This is a genomic window from Sphingomonas sp. 37zxx (genome assembly GCF_000786205.1).
GTDB lineage: Bacteria > Pseudomonadota > Alphaproteobacteria > Sphingomonadales > Sphingomonadaceae > Sphingomonas.
Map to the genome: position 1 here is coordinate 16495 of NZ_JROH01000033.1, position 22344 is coordinate 38838.

The window sequence follows — 22344 nt, forward strand, 5'->3', positions numbered from 1 at the left end:
CAGGACCACTAGCAATTATGTGGTTCTAGTGGATTTTATGATTTTGACATTCGCAGCGAGAGCGTGCCGCAGGCGGGATGCGAATGTCAAAATCAATCCACTAGCGGCCGGGCGGGGACACCAGGCTGAGGCCCTTACAGAGCAGGAACGACCCGATATTGATCGGGCTGCTGCGTTCGGTGAGTGCGTGCTTTGCGAGCATCGCTGCGCCATGGAAATCGCGTGATCGGGCAACGCGGCGCTGCGCCAGTCGGGTGAGTTTGGATGACAGCCGCCGACTTTTCCGCATGCGAAGCAGCGCCTGATCGCCGAATTGATCGTAGAGGTCTTGACCACCACGATCGATGCTTTCGGCGGATTGCCGACCCAATTCACTATATCGTTGTTGAATCGCGGCTTTGTCGGGCGACGCGGAGACGCTTCCGGCGATTTCAAACCGTTCGTACAATATTTCCTGAACCGTATGATAGTCGCAATGCGCTGACATGCGCAGCCACAGATCCAAGTCCTGTGAGAAGCGGAAAAATGACCGATAGCCACCCGCCTGGTCATAGGCCGATTTGCGAAAGGCCACTTCGCCATGCGTGAAGATATTATCCCGAAGCAGGGTCTGGCGGAAGTTCAGGCCATTTTTTGCGCCGACAATCTTGGTCTTATCGGTGCCGATAATGGGATTGAGCACCAGCGATCCAACCACGCCAACCTTTTCGTCGGCCAGCAGCGCGTCGACCTGGCGTTGGATTCGGTTCGCGTAAGAGATGTCGCCCGCGCCATGAACGGCGATGATAGACCCCTTGGCCTGAGCGATCGCCCATATCATCGAGTTGGTGAAACCAGAATTGCTTTTGGTCAGCACCCGCAGCCTTGGATCATCAAGCTGTTTGAGTTCGGCTAAAGTGGCATCGGTCGAACCATCATCGACTACAATGATTTCCAAATTGGCATAGGTTTGTTGTAGCAGCGATCCAACTGAGCTGCGTACCAAACCTGCCCTGTTGTAAAACACCGTAATAATCGAAACCATCGGTAGATATTCTTCGGTATTTTCCGATATCATTTGTCCGACCTTAACCTTGAGGTTATAATATTCCTCATCTTTGTAGGGATGGCATTAAAAAGTAGGGTGAAATCTGACGAGCGAAACGTCAACATTTCACCAAAGGTAAACCCGGTAATGCGTGAATACATAATAATGTAGGCAATCGTTGCCAATATATATGTAGTAGTGGACGCAATTGCAGCGCCGATTGGGCCATAATTGGTAATCATTATGTAGCCAAGGATGATGTTTACCAACAGCGTCGGGACAATCACTGCCAATGAATAGCGCGCCAGGCCCCGACCATGAAGGTCGGTGAGCAGGATACGATAGACGACGAAGGCTACGACGCCCGGCAACAACGTGGCGCAGATGGCGGCGCTGGGGGCGAATTGAGGGCCGTAGACGAATGGAAACAGCCAATAGGATATGGTCCCGACGCCAATGGCGATCGCCGACACCAAGAGAAATGCCAGCCTGGCGAATACGAGTATCTTCTTAGACATTTCCTCGCGGCGCGATGCGTTGGCCGATCGGGAAAAGAGCAGGCTCGACACCATCATCGGCACTTCGAACAATATTTCGGCAATAGCAGCGGCGGTGGCGTACAGCCCGACGTCGGCGATCGATTGGAGATAGCTCAGCAGCAGGATCATGATCTTGAAATTGAGCAGGAGCGCAAACGACGCGGCCGCATAGGTGAGACCAAGCTTTTGAATGCTCCGCAGAATGCCGAAGTTCAGCCTAAGCCTGATCGGCACTTCGCGTTGCAGGATGTAGATTGCAAAGGACAGGCCGAAACACGCCCCCAGCGCGGTGCCCAGCAACGCCCCGCGAACGCCGCCGCCAAGGCCCCAGGTGACGACGCACACGACCGTCAAGCTGATGACTGCAGGCACCCAATTGGCGCGCGAGAACAACGCGATGTTGCCGGTACCGAGCAGAATGCCCCCGACATAGGCGATGCCCAGCGTGAAGGGGATAACCGCGACCGCCAACAGGCGGGTCAACCAGTCGCCTTCAGCAACGCCGGTGATGTGGAAATAGGTGAGCGACAGGATGATCGACAGCGCGGCGGCGAAGGGAAGCGCTGCGATCAACGTGCCGGCGACATCCTGCGGCGCGAATATCTTGCGCCCCAGATGATAGGCCGACGATTCACGCACGCCCATTTCGGCAAGGCTGGTGGAGAGTGAGGTCGGCACCGTGAGCGCGGCCACGAGCCCTCGCCCTTCGACGCCAAGCACGCGGGCAATCACGATGCCGGTAAGGAATGTCGCCGATCGCGTGATGATCCGGCTGAACGCCACCATGAGTGCTTCAAGGCCGAACGAGCGCTTGGGGCGCTTGTCATGCTCAGGTGTTTCAACTGCCACGATCGTCGTACCCTAATTTGCCACGACGATTGACGGCATGCGGTCCAACATCGGTAAGGCAGTTTCGATGCCCGCGTTAAACTCGGACCGGGAAAAACGCTACTGCGTAATCAACCATATATTTGGCGATCTCGCGTGCGGTGGCACCGCAGGGTCGCGTCGGTGCGGCCACGCGAAAGCCGGCGGCAGATTCGAGGTTATGGCGATGGTGGTCGGTGCCATGGCGGTGTTCGCCGCTGGACAGATCGCCAAGGCCGGTTTCCTACCTGAAGCCCTTGGTCGTCCATGCTGCGGAAGGACCGGCAAGGCCGATCCTTCCGCCATCGTCAGGTCAGGTATAATATTGCTTGAACTGCTTGTAATACATCATTTCATCGCCGTAGCCCGCGCGTGACTGATGGCGGATGTTCACCAGCGTCATGGCAACACCCTTCACATCGGCACCGGCGCGCGCGAGCAGATCGAGCGCGACGCGCGAGGCATGTACCGGCGTCTTGCGCCAGCGGGTCACGAACAGGACGCCGTCGGCCATGCCGGCGATCGCGCGCGCTTCTGCGAGCGGCAGGACGGGTGCGGTATCCAGCACCACAAGATCGAAACGCTTGCCCAATTCCTGGATCAGGCTTTGCATTTCGGTCGAGGTCATCAGGTCGAAATCGCTGGTGTCCTTGGCACTTTGGGCAAGGACCAGCATCCCCGATGCTTCATCGCGCAGCAACGCGCTTTCGAGCGGCACCTCGCCCTTGAGCACTTCGATAAGGCCCAGTTCGGCCTTGCTTGCGAGCGACCGAGTCGACGCGCGGCGGCGAACGTCGCAATCGACCAGCACCACGCGCTGGCCCGCAAGCGCCGCCGAGCGCGCCAGGCAGATCGCGGTGGTGGTCTTACCTTCATTCGGCAGCGCCGAGGAGATTGCTAGGGTTCGCACCGCCTGATCGGCATGGCCCAGCCGCAGCGCGGTTCGGATGCTGCGAAACGCCTCGCTGTAGATCGAGCCGGGGTTTTCCACCAGATACGCCGCCGGCCCCATCGGATCGCGCGTCCGCGCCTTCACGCCCGGAATGGTGCGAAGATCGGGGACGGTGCCGAGCATCGCCAGGCCAAGCTTGTCCTCGATGTCCTGGCGCGACTTGAAACCTTGTTCGAGCATTTCGAGCACAAGGACCAGCAGCATCGACGCGAGCAACGCAGCGGCTAGACCGCCCATCGCGAACAGCGGCAGGCTGGGGAAGAATGGCATGCCGGGCACGAGCGCGCGCGAGATGACATAGGCATTGCTCTGATCGGTGCCTTGCCCGGCAACCGACTGGCGATACCGGTCGAGCAATGCCTGATAGATCGAGCGAGTCGATTCGGCATTGCGCTCAAGCTCGGCAAGCTGGACCGAGGCGGCGTTGCCATCGGCAAGGCTGCCGGTCGCTTGCCCGATGGCATTGCGAATGGCGCTGACGCGGCCCGATGCCACGTTGAGATCGGCCTGTAACCCGGCACGAATACGGCCTTGTTCAGCCGCGATATTCGTCCGGATATCCGCCAGCTGGCGATCGATCCGGGTGAGATCGGGATGCAGTGGACCGTAACGGCTGGCGAGGCCTGCGCGCTCCGAGCTGAGCTGTGCTTCCTGCGAGCGCAATTGGCTGAGCAGGCCCGATGCCGATTCGCCGGCCCCCTTGCCGCCCAATGCCGTAAGGCGTGCGCGGGCCGCTGCTTCCTCGGCCTGTGCGCCGGCCAGCGTCGTGTTCAGCGTCGACAGCTGTTGCTGTACCGACGTGCCGCCCTGATCGACCGCGATCAGGTTGGTCGCGCCGCGATAATTGGCGACCTGTTGCTCAGCCTGGATCACTTCACCGCGAAGCTTTTGAATACGCTCGCGCAACAATTCGGTCTGCTCGTCGCGCACGCCCTCCTTGCCGGTGCGCTGCCGCGAGACATATTGCTCGGCGATACCGTTTGCCACCGCCGCGGTGATCTTTGGATCGCTGAAGGTGAAGGTGATCGCGATCGCGTAGGAAAGCCCGCTACGCTCGACCAGCAGGTTGCTGCGGACGACGTTGATCGCGCGACGGCGATCGGCTTCGGGGGTGGAGGGGCCATCCGCGCTTCGGCCCAGGCCCTCGACATTGGCCAGTTGCAATTTGTCGACGACTTCGCTGGCAAGCTGCACCGAGGTGAGCACCTGCACTGCGGTATCGACCGAGGGCGAATCGGTGGTCAGCGTCGGATTGGCATTTTCGGTCGTCACCAGATCGTCGACCCGGCGATCGAGCGCGACGGTCGCGCTGGCCTGGTATCGCACCGGGGTGAGCACATAGGCGACCGCGGTCGCGATCAGCACGATCGCGATGACGCCAAGAATCCACCATTGGCGCCGACGTATTGTTGCGCCGATCTGTCGTAAATCGATCAGCCGCGCTTCGCTGGCTCCGGCCTCGTCGCGTGCGAGGGTAGCATTCATATCCATTGGCCAAAGCCCCTTTGTGCCTGCAGGCTCCCCAATAGGCAGGAGCAATCCGGCGTCAACGCTCGTTCATCGAACGTCTGAACGTTTCGGTGAGCGGATCAAGCATATATTGCAGTGCGGTACGTTTCTTGAGATTGATTAGCACCGAAACCGGCACACCGGCGCGGATGCCGGTATCTTCGCCGCGTGACGCCCGCAGCATCGCGATCTGGGACGTCGGAACCACGATATCGGCGGTGAAGAAGCTGCGGCCTGTCTGCTCGTCACGAAGGCTGTCGGCAGACACATTGCGTACCGACCCGAGCAGGATCGGCAGATCGCGATCGTGGATCGACAGGAACTTCACTTCGGCGGTGCGCCCTTCATAGACGCCGTCGATGTCGCTCGGCTCGAAGCTGGCCCGCACGATCAGCGGTGCGGCGTCAGGAACGATGTCGAGGATGGGTTGCCCTGCCTGGACGACGCCGCCCTGGGTGAATACCTTGAGGGCCACGACCTTGCCGGTGACGGGTGCGCGAATCACGGTGCGATCGAGCTGTTCGCGCGCCGAAATCCATTTCGGCATCGCTTCGTTCAGCTGGAACTGGGTATCGCGCAGCAGCGTGGCGGCATCTTCGCGATAGCGGCTGACGTTCTGGATCGTTTCCTTGCGAGTCTGCCCGACCTGCGCCTGGGCAGCCGCCGCGCGCGCGGTATAGTCGGCGTCGGCACCCTCCAATTGCTGGATCGAGCGTTCGATCGCGCGCACCGAATTGCGCGAGACATAGCCGTCATCGGCGAGCTTGCGCGTGCTTTCGAGCTGTTGCTGCAACGAGGCGCGTTGCTGCGAGCTGGCACTCGATTGCGCGCTATAGCCCTGCGACTGGCTGGATATGGCCGATTCCTGCGAGCGCAGCACCGCGCTGTTGGCTGCCAGCGAATTGCGCCGTGCATTCACCTGCGCGAGCTGCAACGTCTTGGCGCGTTGGACCAGGACGGCATCGTCACCGGTCGCCGATTCGAAGGTGGCGGGCCAGATGATCGGGGTGCCGCGAATCTCGGCCTCGAGCCGGGCGCGCTGCGCCTGGAGGTCGATCACGCTGCCTGCCAGCGCGCGTTCGGTCGCGGCAACCTCGGCTCCCTCAAGCCGGACCAAAATTTGGCCGCGCTTCACATTCTGGCCTTCGCGAACGTCGAGCGACTGGACGATGCCGCCGTCACGGTGCTGGACGGTCTGGCGGTTGCCCGACACCACGACCTGGCCCTGGCCGGCCGCCGCTGCATCCAATCGTGCGACCGCCGCCCAGCCGAGTAGGATGACGAAGAAGAAGATCGCCACGCCGGCCCCGATCAGGATCGCGCGCCGCGGCGAATCCTGAAGTTCGAGCTGTTCGGCCACGCTGCGCGGCGTGGGCAGGACTTCCTGCGCCCGTTGAACGATGACGTCGCTGCTCACGCCGAGGCTCCTTCGCTTTTCGGGATGTCGTTGCCGCGATTGCCGAGATTGGGCGGCCCGTTGGTCAGCCGGTCCTCGCCCGCAGTCGGCACCGGCGCTGGGCGTACTACTTTTTGGCGTTCGTCAAAGAGCTGGATCGTACCGTCGCGCAGCAACATCACCTTGTCGGCCGCCTGGAGCAGCCCGGTGCGGTGGGTCGAGACGATAACCGTCGCACCGCGTTTGCGCAGCTCCCCCAGCGTCGCCATCAAGCGCGATTCGCCGGCGATATCGAGATGCGCATTGGGTTCATCGAGGAACAGGATCGTCGGCGATCCGAACAGGGCGCGCGCGAGCGCGACGACCTGCCGCTGGCCGGCGGACAAGCCGCCGCTTTCGCGCACGACGAGTTGGGTTTCATAGCCATTGGCAAAGCGCAGGATCAGTTCATGCGCGCCTGCAAGCTGCGCCGCCTCGACCACCAGGCGATCGAGTTCGGGACCGCCGGCTTGCTCGAACCCGCGGAACCGGGCGATGTTGGCGTGGACGCTGGTGGGGAACAGCGTCGGGGTTTGCGGCATATAGCCGACGTGCCGGCCCAGCTCCTCGCGGTTCCAGTCGGCAAGGCGCGCGCCATCGACTCGCACTTCGCCCTCATCGGGTTCGATCGCGCCGGCAAGCACGCGCAACAAGGTCGATTTGCCCGCCCCGCTCGGCCCGACCAGCGCGACGATCTCGCCCGGCTCGATCGTGAAATTGATGTCGTGGAGCAGCACGCGGTCACTGCCCGGTGCGCGCACGGTGACGCCGCTTGCCTCCAGCCGACCGACCGGAGTGGGCAGGGTGGTGGGAATGACGGTGACGTCGGGCAGCTTGCAGAAATTATCGAGCCCTTTGTAGGCGTTCTGCGCGCTCATCACGTTCTTCATCGCGTTGAGAATCTGTTCGACCGGCTGCAACGCCCGGCCCAGGATCAGCGAGGCGGCAAAGATCGCGCCCGCCGATATTTCCTGATTGATCGCAAGATAGGCACCCAGCGCCAGTGCCAGCGATTGCAGCAGCATCCGCAGAAACTTGGTGACGGCAAGGAACGTGCCCGAGGTCGAGGCGATTTCGCCCTGCCGGCGGACCAGATCGGCGCGTTCGACCAGATGGCGGGTGACGAGCGCGCCGCGCATCCCCAGCGATCGGGCGACTTCGGAAGCCTGGATCGAATAATCCTGCCCGCGATACGAAACTGCCGAGCGATGCGCGGTTTCGGCAAGCTGCTTGCGCGTGGCGTAATCGCTCCACACCGCAAGGCCGATCAGCAGCAGCGAACTCACCAGCGCGAGGACGCCGATGAGCGGGTGCAACAGCCAGGAAATCAGGATGTAGATCGGTGCCCAGGGCGCATCGAACAGCGCAACGATCGCCGGCCCGGTGAGCGTACCGCGCAGTGTATCGAAGTCGCGCATCGCCTGCGCGCGCTCCATCGGATTTGCACCGCTGGCGCCCAGGATCCGGTGGATGATGTTCGACGCCGCCATCCGTTCGAGACGCACGCTTGCCCGCAGCAGCAATCGCATTCGCACCGCATCGAGCAATGCGAACACCACCAACGACACGACCAGGATCAGCGTCAGCACCAGCAGCGTTTCGACACCCCGGGTCGGCACCACCCGGTCATATACTTGCAGCATGAAAACCGACGGGACGAGGTATAATATGTTGATCAGCCCGGAGAATATCCCGGCATATACAAAGTGCCGTTTACACGCCCGAAGCGCCGCGCGCAGGGGATTGGGTTCGCTGAATTGGTCCGCCGCCATGCCGTTATCGTCCGTTTGAGTCGCGCCTCACTACGTACGATAGTTTATTCCCGCGTTAAGTGCTTTCGCTTTTGCCAGAAATTTGTCGTAGCCGCGCTCGATCTGCCAAGCATCGGCAATTCGGGTGGTGCCGTCGGCCACCATGCCGAGCAACGCCAGCGCCGCCCCGGCGCGAAGATCAAGGGCGCGGACATCGGCACCGTGCAGGTGCGCGGCCCCATGGATATGCGCGGTGTCGCCCCGGATCGCGCTTTGCACGCCCATCTTGGCGAATTCTTCGAGATAAGCGTAGCGACCGGCAAAGCGCAGGTCGACGATCCGCGATTCGCCCTTGGCGCAAGCGCCCATCGCGGCGAACAGCGGCTGCATGTCCGAATTGATGCCGGGATAGGGGCCGGTACTGATTTCGACCGGATAAGGCCGTCCCGACCGGACGATCGCGATGTCGCCGTCGCGGAAAATCTTGGCACCGCTTTCGCGTAGGAAGATCAGCGGCACTTCGAGATCCTGCGCGGGAAAGTCGTGGATTTCGACGTCGCCGCCGGTGATCACCGAACCAATGACCCAGGTCATCGCTTCCATATTGTCGGGCATCACGCGATGCACGATGCCGTCGAGTTGCTCGGCCCCGGTGATCTCGATGCTTTCCTGGCCGTTAACCTGGATCTTTGCTCCCATCCGGCGCAGGAAATTGGCTAGATCGAGGATTTCGGGGCGGATATGCGGGTTCCACAGCACCGTCTTGCCGCGCGCCAGCGACGCCGCGATCAGCGCATTCTCGGTTGCGCCGGTCGAACGCAGCGGCAGGACGATTTCAGCGCCGGTCAATCCGCCCGGCGCTTCGGCGAACAGCCGCTCGCCTTCATACCACACCCGCGCGCCCAGCTTCGTCAGCAGCATTTCGTGCAAGTCGGTCTTGCGATCGCCAAGGTCGCAGCCGCCGGGCATCGGCACGCTGCCCGCCCCGGTGCGCGCGACCAGCGCACCCAGGATGAGCAGGGTGTTGCGGATCGACCTGCCTTCCCATTGAAGATGGCTCTCGGGCGCCTTTGCTTCGGTGATGGTGAGCGCGCCGTTTGCGACGGTGCAGCTTTTCCCGAGCGCTTCGAGCATGCCGACATGGACGATCGCGTCGAGCAGCTGATCGGGGTAATTATCCAGAACGATCCGCTCCGACGTCAGCAACGATGCCGCAAGCAAGCGCAACACGCTGTTCTTTGCGCCGCTGACCCGGACCTGTCCCTCGAGTTTGGAGCGAGTGACTTCGAGAATGCGCGCTTCAGCCGCGCCCTCGCCGGTATCGGATGGCGACGTCTTCATTGCGGCGGCAGTGGCGTGATTCATGGTCGATACTCCGGGCCATGCTGATGTTTATCCGGCGGCAGGCGCAACCTCATGGGCGGGTCGCATCGTGCCATCGGGCGAAAGGTGACGGACTTCGGCATTCATCGCTATGCCGGTTAGATCGTAGACACGACTGCGCGCGAGCGCGATTAGCGCCAAAACGTCCTGCGATCGAGCCGAATCGTTATTAACGATGAAATTGGCATGTTCAGGTGAAAACTGGGCATCGCCGATGGCAAATCCCTTGAGCCCGGCCTTCTCGATCGCCAGGCCCGGCGGCCCGATCAGGCTGTAGAGCTTGGGATCGCTGACGAAGACCGAGCCGCAATTGGCGCGCACCTTGGGAAATTTGGCGCGGCGTGAGCGAAGAATGTCGATCGCTTCGCGGCGAAGCGCCGACGGGTCGGCGCGCTCGAACCGGAACCGGATCGCGGTGACGATATGCTCGCCCGACTGAAGACGGGATCGGCGATAGCCATAGCCGAGCTCGTGATGCTCCAGCCTCCTCGGCATCCCATGGCGATCGACGACATCGACCGACAGTACATTGTCGCCGATGCCCTTGCGCTGGCTGCCGCCGTTCATCGTGACGAGGCCGCCCAGCGTACCGGGAATGCCAATGGCATGCACGGCACCCGACAGGCCGGCGTTGATGAGATGCCGCACGAAACTGGGAACCCACCAGCCGGCCCCGGCAACGACGACGCCATCGTCTTCGAGCGTCAGCGAGTCGAAAGCACGACCGATGCGGATCACGACGCCGCGAAATCCGGCATTGTCGAACAGCAGGTTCGAACCGTCGCCCAGGATGATATGCGGCACGCCCAGGTCGGCGATCAACCGCAGTGTGAGGGCAAGCGAACCAGCATCGGTCGGGGTGACGACGATGTCAGCGGGGCCGCCGATTTGCCAGCGGCCGAGCGATGCCAATGGGACGTCGAAGGCGATTTCGGCGGGGGGCATTGCATTTGCCAGCGCCCGCGCCGCCGCGTCCAACGGCGATCTGGCCGCTGATCCGATCAACGTCGTCATCGCGATGCTCCATCATTTGGCATGGTACCGCTGCAGTCTTGGACCCGCCACGGGCTGGGGATAGCAGCAAGCGCGGGGGATGGAAGCGTTGGTTTGTCGGCTCAACGAGCAGCGATCACGGACCGTCTGATATGGGGCCGATCCTGCACCCAAGATTTCTCCGTGCCCGATGTTCAAAACTGCATCTTTTTCCTTGTGTCAACCACACGAACGGTACATTCTCATTCTGGTACACACCGGGCAATGCCAGCGCGCCAACGATACCGGGCGGTACCGAAAAAAACTAGGAGAGGTCGGTCGTGGACAGCTTTTCAAATACTCGCGGCGATAAGACCGTTCGTGAAGCCATTGCTGGCACGCGCGCGATGCGAGCGCTTACATCGTCGTTGCTGGTCGGCTCGATGATATGGGTTGCCACGCTGTCCGTGGTGCTCAGCTAGCTGATCGATTGGTCAAATCGTTGCGGGTTGCCAGACAGTTAGGCTGGTATTCGCGTAGGTTATGGCGTTGCCTGGACGCGCCACCAATATGTCTTTCCAGAAAAGGGAGCGGGATGGAGCGCGGCCAATCCGGAGCGCGCTTCACCCGGGTGACCATTTTCGTGGTGGGGCCGGCATTGCCCGCCAATCCAACCTAGTGGTCCGATTCTGACATTTGCTACCCCCTTCGGCTCAGTCAGGAGCAAATGTCAGAATCTCCAGGACCACTAGCAATTATGTGGTTCTAGTGGATTTTATGATTTTGACATTCGCAGCGACAGCGTGCCGCAGGCGGGATGCGAATGTCAAAATCAATCCACTAGCTCAATTCGGCACAGTTGTCGTTCGATCGCTGCTCCGGTCGTTCGGCGTGCTCGACTTGAAATCGCCGGGCGCGGCGCGCTTGCGCAAAGCGATTCGCCGAGGTAGCCGTTCGGCATTCATCCGAATCGGATGAAATCACAAGTTTTTGCAGATAAACGCAAGCGTGGCCCGTTCTGCCGCTGTTGCATTGTGCAGTGCGGCATGTACTGGCATCGGCGGAAGCACTTATCGGTGGCAACGAAGATGGAGCGGGGATAGCGAATAGCGGTCGACGGATGGCGCGCTTAACCTTAACCTGACGATATCCTTTGTTCGCTACCGCATGTCAGACTGCCGAACTACTGCGCGGATATCGAAATGATGGCTGCGGCGCACATCGCACCGCCGGCTATGCGGCAGAGGGGAAACCGCTTGAATTTCGAAACGAAGACCCTGCCGATCGCCCAAGAAACCCACACGTCGGGCCGTGCCCTGTACCGAAACCGGGTTCGGCTTGGTCTGTACGCGATACTGGTGCTGAGCGATGCGCTGAGCGTACTTGGCGCGTTTGCGTTTGGCTCGTGGTTTCACTTCGGCAACATCACTTCGCGTTCCGAATTCGACGTTGCGATTGCGGTGCTGCCAATTTTCCTCGGGACGGCGTTTAATAGCGGGGCGTATTCGATCGCGGTGTTGCGGTCGCATCGCACCGGTACGTCGCGAGTATGGGCGTCGCTCGCCTTTGCCTTTGCCTCGACCCTGCTGCTATTTTACTATCTCCGCGTCATGCAGGACCTGTCGCGCGAAGCGATGGGCATCAGCATGGTCACCAGCTTCCTGCTGGTGACCGTTGCGCGAACGCTTTTTTCCTATGGAGTCGGGCACGCGATCAAGGGCGATGTGACGTCCGAGCTGGTGATCCTCGATGATATGGCGATCACCTGCCCCCCCCATGTCGCGGTGCTGGACGCGCATCGGGCTGCACTGAAGCCCGACCTGCGCGATCCGATGATGCTCAATCGGCTGGCGGCGCGGCTGCGCGGGATTGATCGAGTCGTCATCGCCTGTCGTCCCGAGGCGCAGCGGTCATGGGCGATGTTGCTCAAAGGCGCGAATATCCAGGCGGAAATCGCCTCGACCGAATTCGACGCCGTCGGCGCGATCGGCATCGGCAAGATCGGCGACCGATCGACGCTGGTGGTGGCAACCGGCCCCTTGTCGCTGCGCAATCGCATTTTGAAGCGTAGCTTCGACTTGTGCTTTGCGGTTCCTGCGTTGGTGGTGCTGATGCCGCTGCTGATATTGATCGCCATCGCGATCAAGGCCGACAGCGCCGGTCCTGTTTTCTTCAAGCAGAAGCGGGTGGGGCGCGGCAATGCGCTGTTCGAGGTATATAAATTCCGCAGTATGCGCAGCGAGATGTGCGACCCCGACGGCAATGTCTCATCGAGCCGCGACGACCTGCGCATCACGCGAGTGGGGTCGTTCATCCGCAAAACCAGCCTCGATGAACTGCCGCAATTGCTGAATGTGCTGTTCGGGTCGATGAGCATCGTCGGGCCTCGCCCCCATGCGCTCGGGTCGCTCGCTGGCCAGGATTTGTTCTGGGACGTCGACGAGCGCTATTGGCATCGACATGCCCTAAAGCCGGGCATTACCGGCCTGGCGCAGGTGCGCGGATTTCGCGGCGCGACATCGCAGCGCGGCGATTTGACGCGGCGGTTGCAAGCCGATCTGGAATATATCGCCGGCTGGTCGATCTGGCGCGATTTCGAGATATTGGTCTCGACGATCACGGTGGTGGTGCACAAGAACGCATTCTGATGCGCCAGCCAATGCGCGCGGATGGTTATGCGCTATTTACCATCCGCGCTAACCGCTTTTCAACGCAGATCATGCACACCTCGCCTATGGCAAGATATGCATATAGCCCGAAACCAGTAGCCGATACCGATCCGGTACCGATTGCTGTCGTTGCGTCGGCGGACGACGACATGCTCGACTTCGGCCATTGGCTGTTGCCTGCCGAACCGATCCCCACGAGTGAGCGATGGATCAGGCGGCTGTCGAGCGCGATGGGGCCAATTGCTTTCATCGCAGCCTGTGGTGCGGTCGTCGCTTTTCTTGCCTAAAGCGCGGTAGCTGGCCGCCAAAGACGAAGTCGGCGCTTGCTTTTGCAAGGGCGGATCGTTTAGCGCCCGCTTGGTATCTACGGAAATCAGGCGGGAATTAGCATGCGCATCACAATGATTGGTTCGGGCTATGTTGGACTAGTCTCTGGTGCCTGTTTCGCCGATTTTGGCCATGATGTCGTCTGCATCGACAAGGATCAGCGCAAGATCGATGCGCTGCATGCCGGCAAGATGCCGATTTACGAACCCGGACTCGACGAGCTGGTCGCGCGAAATGTGAAGGCGGGCCGCCTGAGCTTCGGCACCGACCTGCGCGAAGCGGTCAAGGACGCCGATGCGGTGTTCATCGGCGTTGGCACGCCATCACGCCGCGGCGACGGCCATGCCGATCTGACCTATGTCTATGCTGCTGCCAAGGAAATCGGCGCGGCCCTCTCCGGCTATACCGTGATCGTCACCAAATCGACGGTGCCGGTGGGCACCGGCGACGAAGTCGAGCGTATCATCCGCGAGGTCAATCCTTCGGCTGAGTTCGGCGTGGTGTCGAACCCCGAATTCCTGCGCGAAGGCGCGGCGATCGACGATTTCAAGCGCCCCGACCGGATCGTGATCGGCTCGGAAGACGAGCGCGCGACCGAGGTGATGCGGCAGGTATACCGTCCGCTCCACATCAACGCCTCGCCGATCCTGGTCACCGGCCGCCGCACCGCCGAGCTGATCAAATATGCCGGCAATGCGTTCCTCGCGACCAAGATTACCTTCATCAACGAGATTGCCGATCTGTGCGAGAAGGTCGGCGCGAACGTGCAGGACGTGGCGCGGGGCATCGGGCTCGACGGCCGCATCGGTTCGAAGTTCCTGCATGCGGGGCCTGGCTATGGCGGCTCGTGCTTCCCCAAGGACACGCTGGCACTGCTGAAGACCAGCCAGGATCACGATGCGCCGCAGCGGATCGTCGAAGCGGTGGTCGCGGTCAATGACAACCGCAAGCGCGCGATGGGTCGCAAGATCGTCGCGGCGATGGGCGGCGATGTGCGCGGCAAGACGGTCGCGATCCTGGGACTGACCTTCAAGCCGAACACCGACGACATGCGCGATTCGCCCGCGATCGCGGTGATCCAGACGTTGCAGGATGCCGGCGCCACGGTGAAGGCGTTCGATCCCGAAGGCGTCGAGCAAGCCAAGCTGGTGCTCGACAATGTCGAATATTGCGAAGGGCCGTATGAAGCGATCGACGGGGCCGACGCGCTGGCGATCCTGACCGAATGGGATGCGTTCCGGGCGCTCGACATGACTCGGGTCAAGTCGCTGCTGACTGCACCGATCCTGGTCGATTTGCGGAACATCTATCAGCCCGAACAAATGCGGGCTGCTGGCTTTACGTACATCAGCATCGGTCGCTGATATGCGGTCCGATCCAGTATTGGTCACCGGCGCGGCTGGTTTTATCGGCCATGCCGTCGCGCACCGGCTGCTCGAACGCGGCGAGCGCGTGATCGGCATCGATATCGTCAACGACTATTATGACGTGTCGCTCAAAGAGGCGCGATTGGCGACCTTTGACGGCCAGGCTGGATTTTCCTTCCATCGGATCGATATCGCCGACGCCGATGCAGTCGCTGCATTGGTGCGCGACCATGGCGTGGTGCGGATCGTCCATTTGGCCGCGCAGGCAGGCGTTCGATACAGCCTGGAAAACCCCTTCGCCTATCAGCGGTCGAACCTGCAGGGGCATTTGTCGCTGTTGGAGGCCAGCCGCCATGCGCCCGGGTTCGAGCATCTGGTCTATGCCTCTTCCTCGTCGGTCTATGGCGACAAGCCGATGGGTGGCGCAGGCTTTTCGGAGGATGAGCCGGCGATGAAGCCGGTGTCGCTGTACGCCGCCACCAAGCGGTCGTGCGAGCTGATGAGCGAGAGCTATGCGAAGCTGTATCGCTATTCGCAAACCGGGCTGCGGTTTTTCACCGTCTATGGCCCTTGGGGCCGGCCCGACATGGCGATCTTTGGCTTTACCCAGAAGATCCTCGCGGGCGAATCGATCGAGGTGTACGGCGAAGGCAAGATGGCGCGCGACTTCACCTATATCGACGACATCGTCGATGGGGTGATTGGTGCGCTCGATCATCCGCCCGAAAATGGCGGCCATCGCGTGCTGAATATCGGCGATTCGCATCCGGTGGGGCTGATGGAGATGATTTCGACGCTCGAGAGCAAGCTGGGGATCGTGGCCGACAAGGTCATGCGGCCGATGCAGCCCGGCGATGTCACCGCGACCTATGCCGACATATCGAAATTGACTGCGCTGACCGGCTATCAGCCCAAGGTGATGCTCGATGCGGGCATCGGTAATTTCGTCAAATGGTACCGCGAATATTATGGCCGTTGAAACTACGGCATAAGAGCGGACTCGAAACGATCGGCGCTCCCTGCTATTCTTGGTGAATAATCAATGAACGGGGAGGAGTCGATAATGCAACCCATGGTGCGGAGCGTTGCCGGCTGGCGACGGTTCGAGGGGGCCTCGGGCATCGTCCTGCGGTTGCAGCTATTCGAAGGTCATGAGGCGTTTGAACAGCGGCGGCTCGACCGGGTCGATTTGTCGCTGGACGATCGTCAACTACGCTCCCTCGCACGGGATTTGGTCCGCGCGGTCGAGCAGCGCGGCATGGCGTTGCATGACAAGCGGGCGTGGTGGCAACTCTGGAAGGCGCGACACAAGGCTTGACGCAATGCAAGTTCGCCGGTCGGCTGGCGGGGTTAGCGGGGCAGCGGCCCCCCGTGTGCTGCGTTCAATCGAAATCGAAACGCGCGAACGGATTGAAGCAGCTTTGCGGCCCCAGGAACGTCACCGGATCGGTCGGCTTCGTGTTTTGCAGAAACGTGGTGCGGGTCAGGAAATAGGTGACCAGCATCCGTTCGAACGTGTCGAACTTGCTGCCGACGACCGCAGGGGCATCGTTCGCGACCGTCCGCAGAACGCCGAACATTTCGGCCCCGAGATAACCCGCGGCCTGTGCCTGATCGATATTCCGGGTTTCGAGGAAATGCGCCTTGAACGCGGCATATTCGGCTGCCGCCATCTCGAACGGGCCAACCGACCGGGTCAGCACGCTTCGGATCAGATCGTCACTGCGATATAGAGCGAGCGCGCCGCCGCCGGCGACGATCAGGCCGGCGCCGGCCACGGTTCCGATGAAGACGGCACGCCGGCTGACGTTCATATCGCGGTGCTCCGGTACAGTTTGTCGGCGGCACGGATCGACAGCGCCGCTGCGGTGAGGCTGGGATTGGCGCATGAGCAAGTCGGGAAGGTCGACGTGCCCGTTATGATCAGGTTTCGCCAGCGGTGATGCGCCGACCAGGCATCGGCGACCGACGTCGCCTTGGCCGACCCCATTTTGAGCGTCCCCTGCAAATGCGCTTCGGTATCGCGGATGCCCTGAAAGTCGATCCGCTCCACCGGCAGCGGCGACAGGATCTGGGGCAGGGTAGCGCGCAACCGGTCCATGCCTTTCACTGCATAGTCCGATGGTCCCTTGTAATGGACGATCGCCTTGCGCGGATCGAGCGGGTCGGCGGTGACATGGTTTTCCGCCTCCCACAGATCCTCGGTCACCGCGATCAGGTTCAGCTTTTGCCGCCACCTGCCGGGTTCAGCGCGCAAGCCGCCTTTCCAGCTATTGTCGAACTGCAACAGGCTGCCGCCGACATCCTTCCGGAAATCGCCGATATACGGGGTGTAGTTGATCCCGGTCGTGATGGTGCTGCCATCGAGATTGTCGACGCCGTCGAGCATGATTTCGAAGCGCGCGCCGTAGGATTCGTGGATGCCCTGGCCGACGGGACCGTCGCTCATGCCCGAACGCAGCAGGATCGCCGGCGCATGGATCGCGTTGGCTCCCAGGACGATCAGGTCGGCCTTGGCCTTATAGTCCTTGCCGCCATGCGAGAACCGCACGCCGCTGACCTGGCTGGCATCATGGTCGATCGTGGTGACCGGCGCTTCGAGGCACACCGACACGCGCGGATCATTGTAGAGCGGCAGCACGCCATTGTCGGCGTTGAACTTGGCATTGGCGGGGCAATGCCCGCACCGGAGCGAGGCGCAACAGGCGTTTCGGGTTTCGGTTGCCACCCGAGCACGCGCGGTCGGCATGACGAAATGGCGATCGGGCTGCGCTTTCTTCATCAACCGGTCGACTGCGGTGAAGCGATGCGGTGGTTGCGGGAATGGCTTTGACCGGGGCAGGATGGTGGCCATGTCTTCAGGCCCTGAAATGCCCATGAAGTCCTCGGCGAGCTGATAATAAGGCTCGAGCGCGGCATAGTCCAATGGCCAGTCGTCGCCGATGCCGTACAGCGTCTTGGTTCGAAAATCGCTCGGCAGAAAGCGCGGGGTCTGCGCGAACCAGCAATTCGTGCCACCGCCAAAGCCCCAGGTGAACTGCCAGGGCTTTGGACTCTCGGTGCTATAGGTCGCCTTATAATCGGCATAGGAGTTTTGTTCGTGCTCGGCCTGCCAGGCAGCGGGGGTGTAGGGGCCGGCTTCCAGCGCCAGGACCTTCAGCGGGCGTTGCTCTTCGAGCAGCCGCTTGAGGAAAAACGACGAGCCGAACCCCGTACCGATGAGGATGACGTCATAGGAACCTGCCGCTGCGGTTTCGGCCGAGATGATATTCTTCAGCATTGGCAGAACATGCCCCCGATAGCGTGTGCTTGGATGCGCATAACTATGCCCGATATGAAGTCAAGCAACGCGATCCTTGTCTAATCTTCGATATTGCTTCGCAATTGCGTGATATTCGCGTTTCGTTGCGATAAAGACGTAATAGGGGATGCACAGCGCGGCGGGGACTGCGAACGCGCTCCAATTCGCTGCCAATAGCAAGGGGGAAAGAAACAACAGGCACAAGACCAGCCGAACGGTCTTTTGCGGTCGCTTGGGGAAGGTCGATCCGGCGCCGATCATGCGGACATGGCGATAGATGATGTAATCGATCCAGCGCGCGATCATCTGGCTGCCGGCAACCGCGAAGGCGGCACCGCTGCCCGTGACGATCAGGAATAGCGACCCCGATCGGAACATCTGCAGCGGCAGATACAGCCAGACGCGCGTTTCCTTGTCGACGCGATTATACCAGCGATAGACGACATGCAGGATCGCCATCGCTCCCAGCCACGCAGCACCAAGTGCCAGCCAGTCGCCAGACGCCAGCAACCACGTTCCCAGCAGGCCGAGCAAGCCGCCGGTGATCGCCGCGCGCAGCGGGAAAAGCGGATCGAGACCGGCTGCCGCCTGCTCGGTTACCTTGCCATCCTCCTCATATTGCAGGGCGCAGCGGTCATTGTCGTAATAGCCGATCTCGTAGAACGACCACATCGAGAAGAAGAGGAAAACGAGGCCGAATACCGAATAGACCGAAAATCCCGGCGTTAGACCGACCAGCACCCACAGGATCAGGTCGTCCTTGAGCAGCGCCTTCAGCGCGCCCTGTCCGGGCCGTTTCACCTTGGCGAGATAGTCCCCCGGCAGGTAGATCACGCCGCGAAAAGCCTTTTCATATTTGGCCTGCTTCCAGACCGTAAGGGCGGGGACCGCGCATGCCTGTAACAACAGGCTATCGGCCATCGAATCGGTGATGACGGCGGACTCGGCAATCCGCTGATCGTGCAGATAGGGGCGGACAAGCTCGAGCTTGCCGCGCGTCCGGTGGCTGAAGCGCAGCAGGTCGCAGCAGATCAGGTGCGATCGCGGCATCGCCATCGCCTGAAGCAACGGGGTGATGATCGGGCGGTATCCGTTGCTGGCAATAATCACCTCGTCCCCGCGCGACACCAGCGCATCGCCTAGCGCGGCGTTGGCGAACTTCGCTGCGTTGGCCCGGCAGAACCGCCGCCAGCGCCACATCGTCCAGGGAAACAGCACCATGATGAGCAGGGCGCGCCAATTGTCGCGGGTTTCTTGCCCGCCGGTCCAGCGCCATGGCCCGGCGATCTCGATCGCGCGCAGCAGCGCGGCCGCGACGATGCCGGGCGAGGCCAATGCGATGAACTGTTCGGTCGAATTGCGCAGGTACAGCGTTTCGTCGAGATCGACGATCACCGTCCCCGGATGGGTTGCGGCGATGCGAACGGCGTCGGACTCGCTCTTGACCCAGTCACCGCCTGCTGCCGCTGCAAAGCGGTCGCCTGTCTTGGCCGACGGATTCCCGGTCATTTGATGAAGCCCCATTTTCCGCGAAGCCGCTCGGGAAGAAACGGCGCGATTTCGTCGAGCACCGCGGTCGCGCTTTTGCGGAACAGTAACAGCATCAGCACGGTATAGAGGACCCCGCCGAGCGCGATGCAGAGTGCGAGCCGCATGACCAGCGGCTGATCATCGAGCAGGAACAGCCGCGTGAAGGTGACGAGACCGAACATCCAGGCGGCGGCATGATAGGGTCCGATGATGTTCGCCACTGCCTGGCGCGCGCGGATGCCGGTGGCGGTTCGTATCAGCGATAGGGCAAACGGCATGGTCAGATGCGCGCGGATCGTCAGCGCGGCGGCGACGCCCACCGCGCCGAATTGCAGCCCGAACAGGCCGCCGATGACGTTGCCCACGCTGCCGACCAGCGAGGTGAGGAAGGTGAGGTCGCTTCGTCCGGCGGCGTTGAGCGTGGGCGATTCGAAATATCCCAGCGTGGTCGCGCCGACGATCAGGCACATCGCCAGCAAGACATATCCCGCCTCCTGCCATTGCGGGCCGAATGCCAGTTCGACGACATCGGGGCTGACCGCGGCGATGCCGAAAAATATCGGGCAACTGAGGACCGCGCAGGCGCAAGTGAGGCGGGTATAGGCCTTGCCCAGGCTTTCGCGGTCGGCGGCGCGGCGGCTCAAGACCGACACCGCGGTCGATTGCAGCGGGACGATGATCAAATTGGTGATCAGTTCGAGTGGGCGGGCACCGACGCGATACTGGCCGATCGCGGCGGGGCCTAGCAAGGTGCCGAGGAAGATGGCCGGCAGCTGGTTTCCTGCCTGGTTGAGCAACTGGCTGCCCAGCACCGCGCCGGAAAAGCGGGCAATCTCGGTGAGTTCGGTCATCGAAAAATGCCGCTGCGGCCGGAAGCTGGAGGCGCGCCACAGGATCAGGCTGGTGGTGGACACCGCCACCACCCGGCTGATGACGATTGCCCATACGCCCCAGCCGGTCAGCGCCAGCACGACGCCGATGACGCTGCTGATGATGTTGGTGGCAATGCCGCGCCGGGCGATGATCTTGTGCAGGAAATCGCGGCGCAATTTGGCGATATGCACTGCCGTCAGCCCTTCGATGACCAGCGTCGCCGAAAGCGCGGCCAGTACCAGGCCGAAGGTCCGGTCATAAAAAGCGATCACCAACGGCACCGCGCCGAGGCACAGCCCCAGCGCCAGGGTGATGCCGATGGCGCTGTTGGTCCAGAACGCGGTGGAGGCGAATTTGTCGTCCCAGGTTTCGCGGCGGATCAGCGCATCGGGAATGCCGGCAAGGACGAATACCCGCGACAGGCTGATGAAGATCAGCGCGAACGCCACCGTCCCGAACTCGAACGGCGTGAGGATACGCGCCAGCACGATGAACGTGAACAAGCTGGCCATATTGTCGAAAACGGACGCACCAACGGACCACAGGCTGCTCGATATGAACCGGCCCTTCAGGGACATAAACAAGCGATCATCCGCAGGGCTTTCGGCATCATGCCGCGACTTCGGTCAGGCGCTGGGGGGCGGTGAACAAGCCGGCCAGGGCCTGGGCGCAGCTTTTGGATGAATGACGTGCCTTGAACCGATCGAGCTTTGCAAAGTCGGCGCGCCGCGCGTTTTGCACCGCAGCCGCCAGATCGAGATCCTCGAGGCGACCATAGAATTTCTGCACCGTCATTGCGCCCAGGGTGATCGAAAGCTCGTCGATCGACGGGTTCGAGCGCGCCAGGATCGGCGTGCCATGCTCGGCCGCCAAAATCGCCATCCCCGAATTTTCCCCGCAGGAATAGGGCAAGACCAGCAGATCGAGTGCCGCAAGCGCCGCGATCAGTTCTTCATCATCGAGTCGGTGGTTGACGTGGGTCACCGACCGGCCGGTGCTGGCCGAGCGTTCGACCACATTTTCGATCCGGGCAGCCAGGCCTCTTTCACTCACTGCGCCCGCCAGCAGCACATCGACATCGCAGCCCTGCATCTTTTCGACCGCGTTCAGAATGCCATCGACCCCTTTATAGCTCTTTAAATCGCCGACCAGGCCCAGGGTGAGCCGGTTCGACGCGATACCGAAGCGCACGCGCGCCTCGGTGCGTTCGGGGGATCGGGGATAGGCGTCGCCATAGACGGGATGCGGCATGATCACATAGGGCAGGCGGGCGAGTTTGGGGTGCCAACCATAGCCGATCGGCCGCGATCCCTCGGTCAGGAAAACCGCTCCGGTGATCAGCGACACCACGAACCACATGAAAATCCGCTCGACCTCGGGCCGGACGCTGTCGTGGTTGTGCGAGTTGTGGACGATCCAGATGATTTGGGCACCGCGCGCCCTTTGCACCAGCAATATCACCAGCAGCGCGACGACTCGCCGGATCATGATGAACAGCTTTTGCTGGGTCGCCGCTTGCGGCCAGTTCAGCAGCACCACATCGGCCTTGGTGCGCGTACTAAGCTTGATGCCGCCTTCCAATACTACATGTCCTTCCGCCTCAAGTGCTTCAGAAAGAATGTAATTAAACGGATTTTGACAGCGATTGGATCGCGCCGGAAACGCGTGAATCAACATATGGAAAAGCCCGATGATGATCTGCCCCCCACCAAGCAGCATGATAATCGGTATAAGAAATCGATACATAAGGCTAGCGGCTTATGGTTCGGCTCCGATGGATTAGACGGGGTATGAATGGAAATAGCATGCTAGCTTTAACAGGCTGCTGAAAAAGGGCTTGGC

17 protein-coding genes are annotated in these 22344 nt (G+C 61.5%); 5 read left to right on the forward strand and 12 right to left on the reverse strand.

All coding sequences use genetic code 11. The annotated features are described in order from the left end of the window. Positions 1 to 100 precede the first annotated feature (100 nt). From QU44_RS12565 to murB, 7 genes are all read right to left on the reverse strand, one after another. Positions 101 to 1057, reverse strand: a complete 957-nt coding sequence (locus QU44_RS12565; RefSeq protein ID WP_052134797.1) for a glycosyltransferase family 2 protein — start codon at positions 1055 to 1057, stop codon at positions 101 to 103. Beyond that, the gene (locus tag QU44_RS12570) at positions 1054 to 2415 is read right to left on the reverse strand and encodes an oligosaccharide flippase family protein (RefSeq protein ID WP_156141150.1); all 1362 of its coding nucleotides are present in this window, start codon (positions 2413 to 2415) and stop codon (positions 1054 to 1056) included. The genes QU44_RS12565 and QU44_RS12570 overlap by 4 nt, the downstream gene beginning before the upstream one ends. A 331-nt stretch (positions 2416 to 2746) precedes the next feature. Then, positions 2747 to 4876: a GumC family protein gene (locus QU44_RS12575; RefSeq protein ID WP_052134799.1), complete on the reverse strand. Its 2130-nt coding sequence runs from the start codon at positions 4874 to 4876 to the stop codon at positions 2747 to 2749. A 55-nt stretch (positions 4877 to 4931) separates the two neighbouring features. Further along, positions 4932 to 6311: an HlyD family type I secretion periplasmic adaptor subunit gene (locus QU44_RS12580; protein WP_033922623.1), complete on the reverse strand. Its 1380-nt coding sequence runs from the start codon at positions 6309 to 6311 to the stop codon at positions 4932 to 4934. Beyond that, entirely contained in the window at positions 6308 to 8101 is a 1794-nt protein-coding gene (locus tag QU44_RS12585; protein WP_081988024.1) for a type I secretion system permease/ATPase, read from the reverse strand. The genes QU44_RS12580 and QU44_RS12585 overlap by 4 nt, the downstream gene beginning before the upstream one ends. A 30-nt stretch (positions 8102 to 8131) precedes the next feature. Then, positions 8132 to 9445, reverse strand: a complete 1314-nt coding sequence (locus QU44_RS12590) for a UDP-N-acetylglucosamine 1-carboxyvinyltransferase (RefSeq protein WP_197054313.1) — start codon at positions 9443 to 9445, stop codon at positions 8132 to 8134. 27 nt (positions 9446 to 9472) lie between these two features. After that, the gene (gene murB, locus QU44_RS12595) at positions 9473 to 10477 is read right to left on the reverse strand and encodes a UDP-N-acetylmuramate dehydrogenase (RefSeq protein WP_197054314.1); all 1005 of its coding nucleotides are present in this window, start codon (positions 10475 to 10477) and stop codon (positions 9473 to 9475) included. Positions 10478 to 11691: 1214 nt separating this feature from the next. On the opposite strand from murB, the gene QU44_RS12600 reads away from it, so the two are divergent. The 5 genes from QU44_RS12600 to QU44_RS12620 all read left to right on the forward strand — a co-directional run bounded on the left by QU44_RS12600 (position 11692) and on the right by QU44_RS12620 (position 16116). Next, positions 11692 to 13083 (forward strand): sugar transferase, encoded by a 1392-nt coding sequence (locus QU44_RS12600; RefSeq protein ID WP_231621735.1) that lies wholly within the window; start codon positions 11692 to 11694, stop codon positions 13081 to 13083. Further along, positions 13083 to 13391 (forward strand): hypothetical protein, encoded by a 309-nt coding sequence (locus QU44_RS12605; protein WP_033922624.1) that lies wholly within the window; start codon positions 13083 to 13085, stop codon positions 13389 to 13391. Before QU44_RS12600 ends, QU44_RS12605 begins: the two co-directional genes overlap by 1 nt. A gap of 102 nt (positions 13392 to 13493) precedes the next feature. Beyond that, positions 13494 to 14795: a UDP-glucose dehydrogenase family protein gene (locus QU44_RS12610; protein ID WP_033922625.1), complete on the forward strand. Its 1302-nt coding sequence runs from the start codon at positions 13494 to 13496 to the stop codon at positions 14793 to 14795. A 1-nt stretch (position 14796) separates the two neighbouring features. Next, positions 14797 to 15777: an NAD-dependent epimerase/dehydratase family protein gene (locus tag QU44_RS12615; RefSeq protein WP_033922626.1), complete on the forward strand. Its 981-nt coding sequence runs from the start codon at positions 14797 to 14799 to the stop codon at positions 15775 to 15777. 84 nt (positions 15778 to 15861) lie between these two features. Beyond that, complete coding sequence (locus tag QU44_RS12620) at positions 15862 to 16116, forward strand: hypothetical protein (RefSeq protein ID WP_156141152.1); 255 nt, start codon at positions 15862 to 15864, stop codon at positions 16114 to 16116. 64 nt (positions 16117 to 16180) lie between these two features. On the opposite strand, the gene QU44_RS12625 is transcribed toward QU44_RS12620, so the two are convergent. The 5 genes from QU44_RS12625 to QU44_RS12645 are packed head-to-tail and all read right to left on the reverse strand — an operon-like array spanning position 16181 to position 22083. Further along, the gene (locus QU44_RS12625) at positions 16181 to 16612 is read right to left on the reverse strand and encodes a hypothetical protein (protein WP_033922628.1); all 432 of its coding nucleotides are present in this window, start codon (positions 16610 to 16612) and stop codon (positions 16181 to 16183) included. After that, complete coding sequence (locus tag QU44_RS12630) at positions 16609 to 18078, reverse strand: GMC oxidoreductase (protein WP_052134801.1); 1470 nt, start codon at positions 18076 to 18078, stop codon at positions 16609 to 16611. Before QU44_RS12630 ends, QU44_RS12625 begins: the two co-directional genes overlap by 4 nt. 60 nt (positions 18079 to 18138) lie before the next feature. Next, a complete protein-coding gene (locus QU44_RS12635) occupies positions 18139 to 19608 on the reverse strand; it encodes an HAD family hydrolase (RefSeq protein WP_033922629.1) in 1470 nt (489 codons plus the stop codon). After that, positions 19605 to 21080, reverse strand: coding sequence for a lipopolysaccharide biosynthesis protein (locus QU44_RS12640; protein ID WP_081988025.1), 1476 nt, complete (start codon positions 21078 to 21080; stop codon positions 19605 to 19607). Before QU44_RS12640 ends, QU44_RS12635 begins: the two co-directional genes overlap by 4 nt. A gap of 31 nt (positions 21081 to 21111) precedes the next feature. Continuing rightward, a complete protein-coding gene (locus QU44_RS12645) occupies positions 21112 to 22083 on the reverse strand; it encodes a glycosyltransferase (protein ID WP_197054315.1) in 972 nt (323 codons plus the stop codon). Between the last annotated feature and the right edge of the window lie 261 nt (positions 22084 to 22344).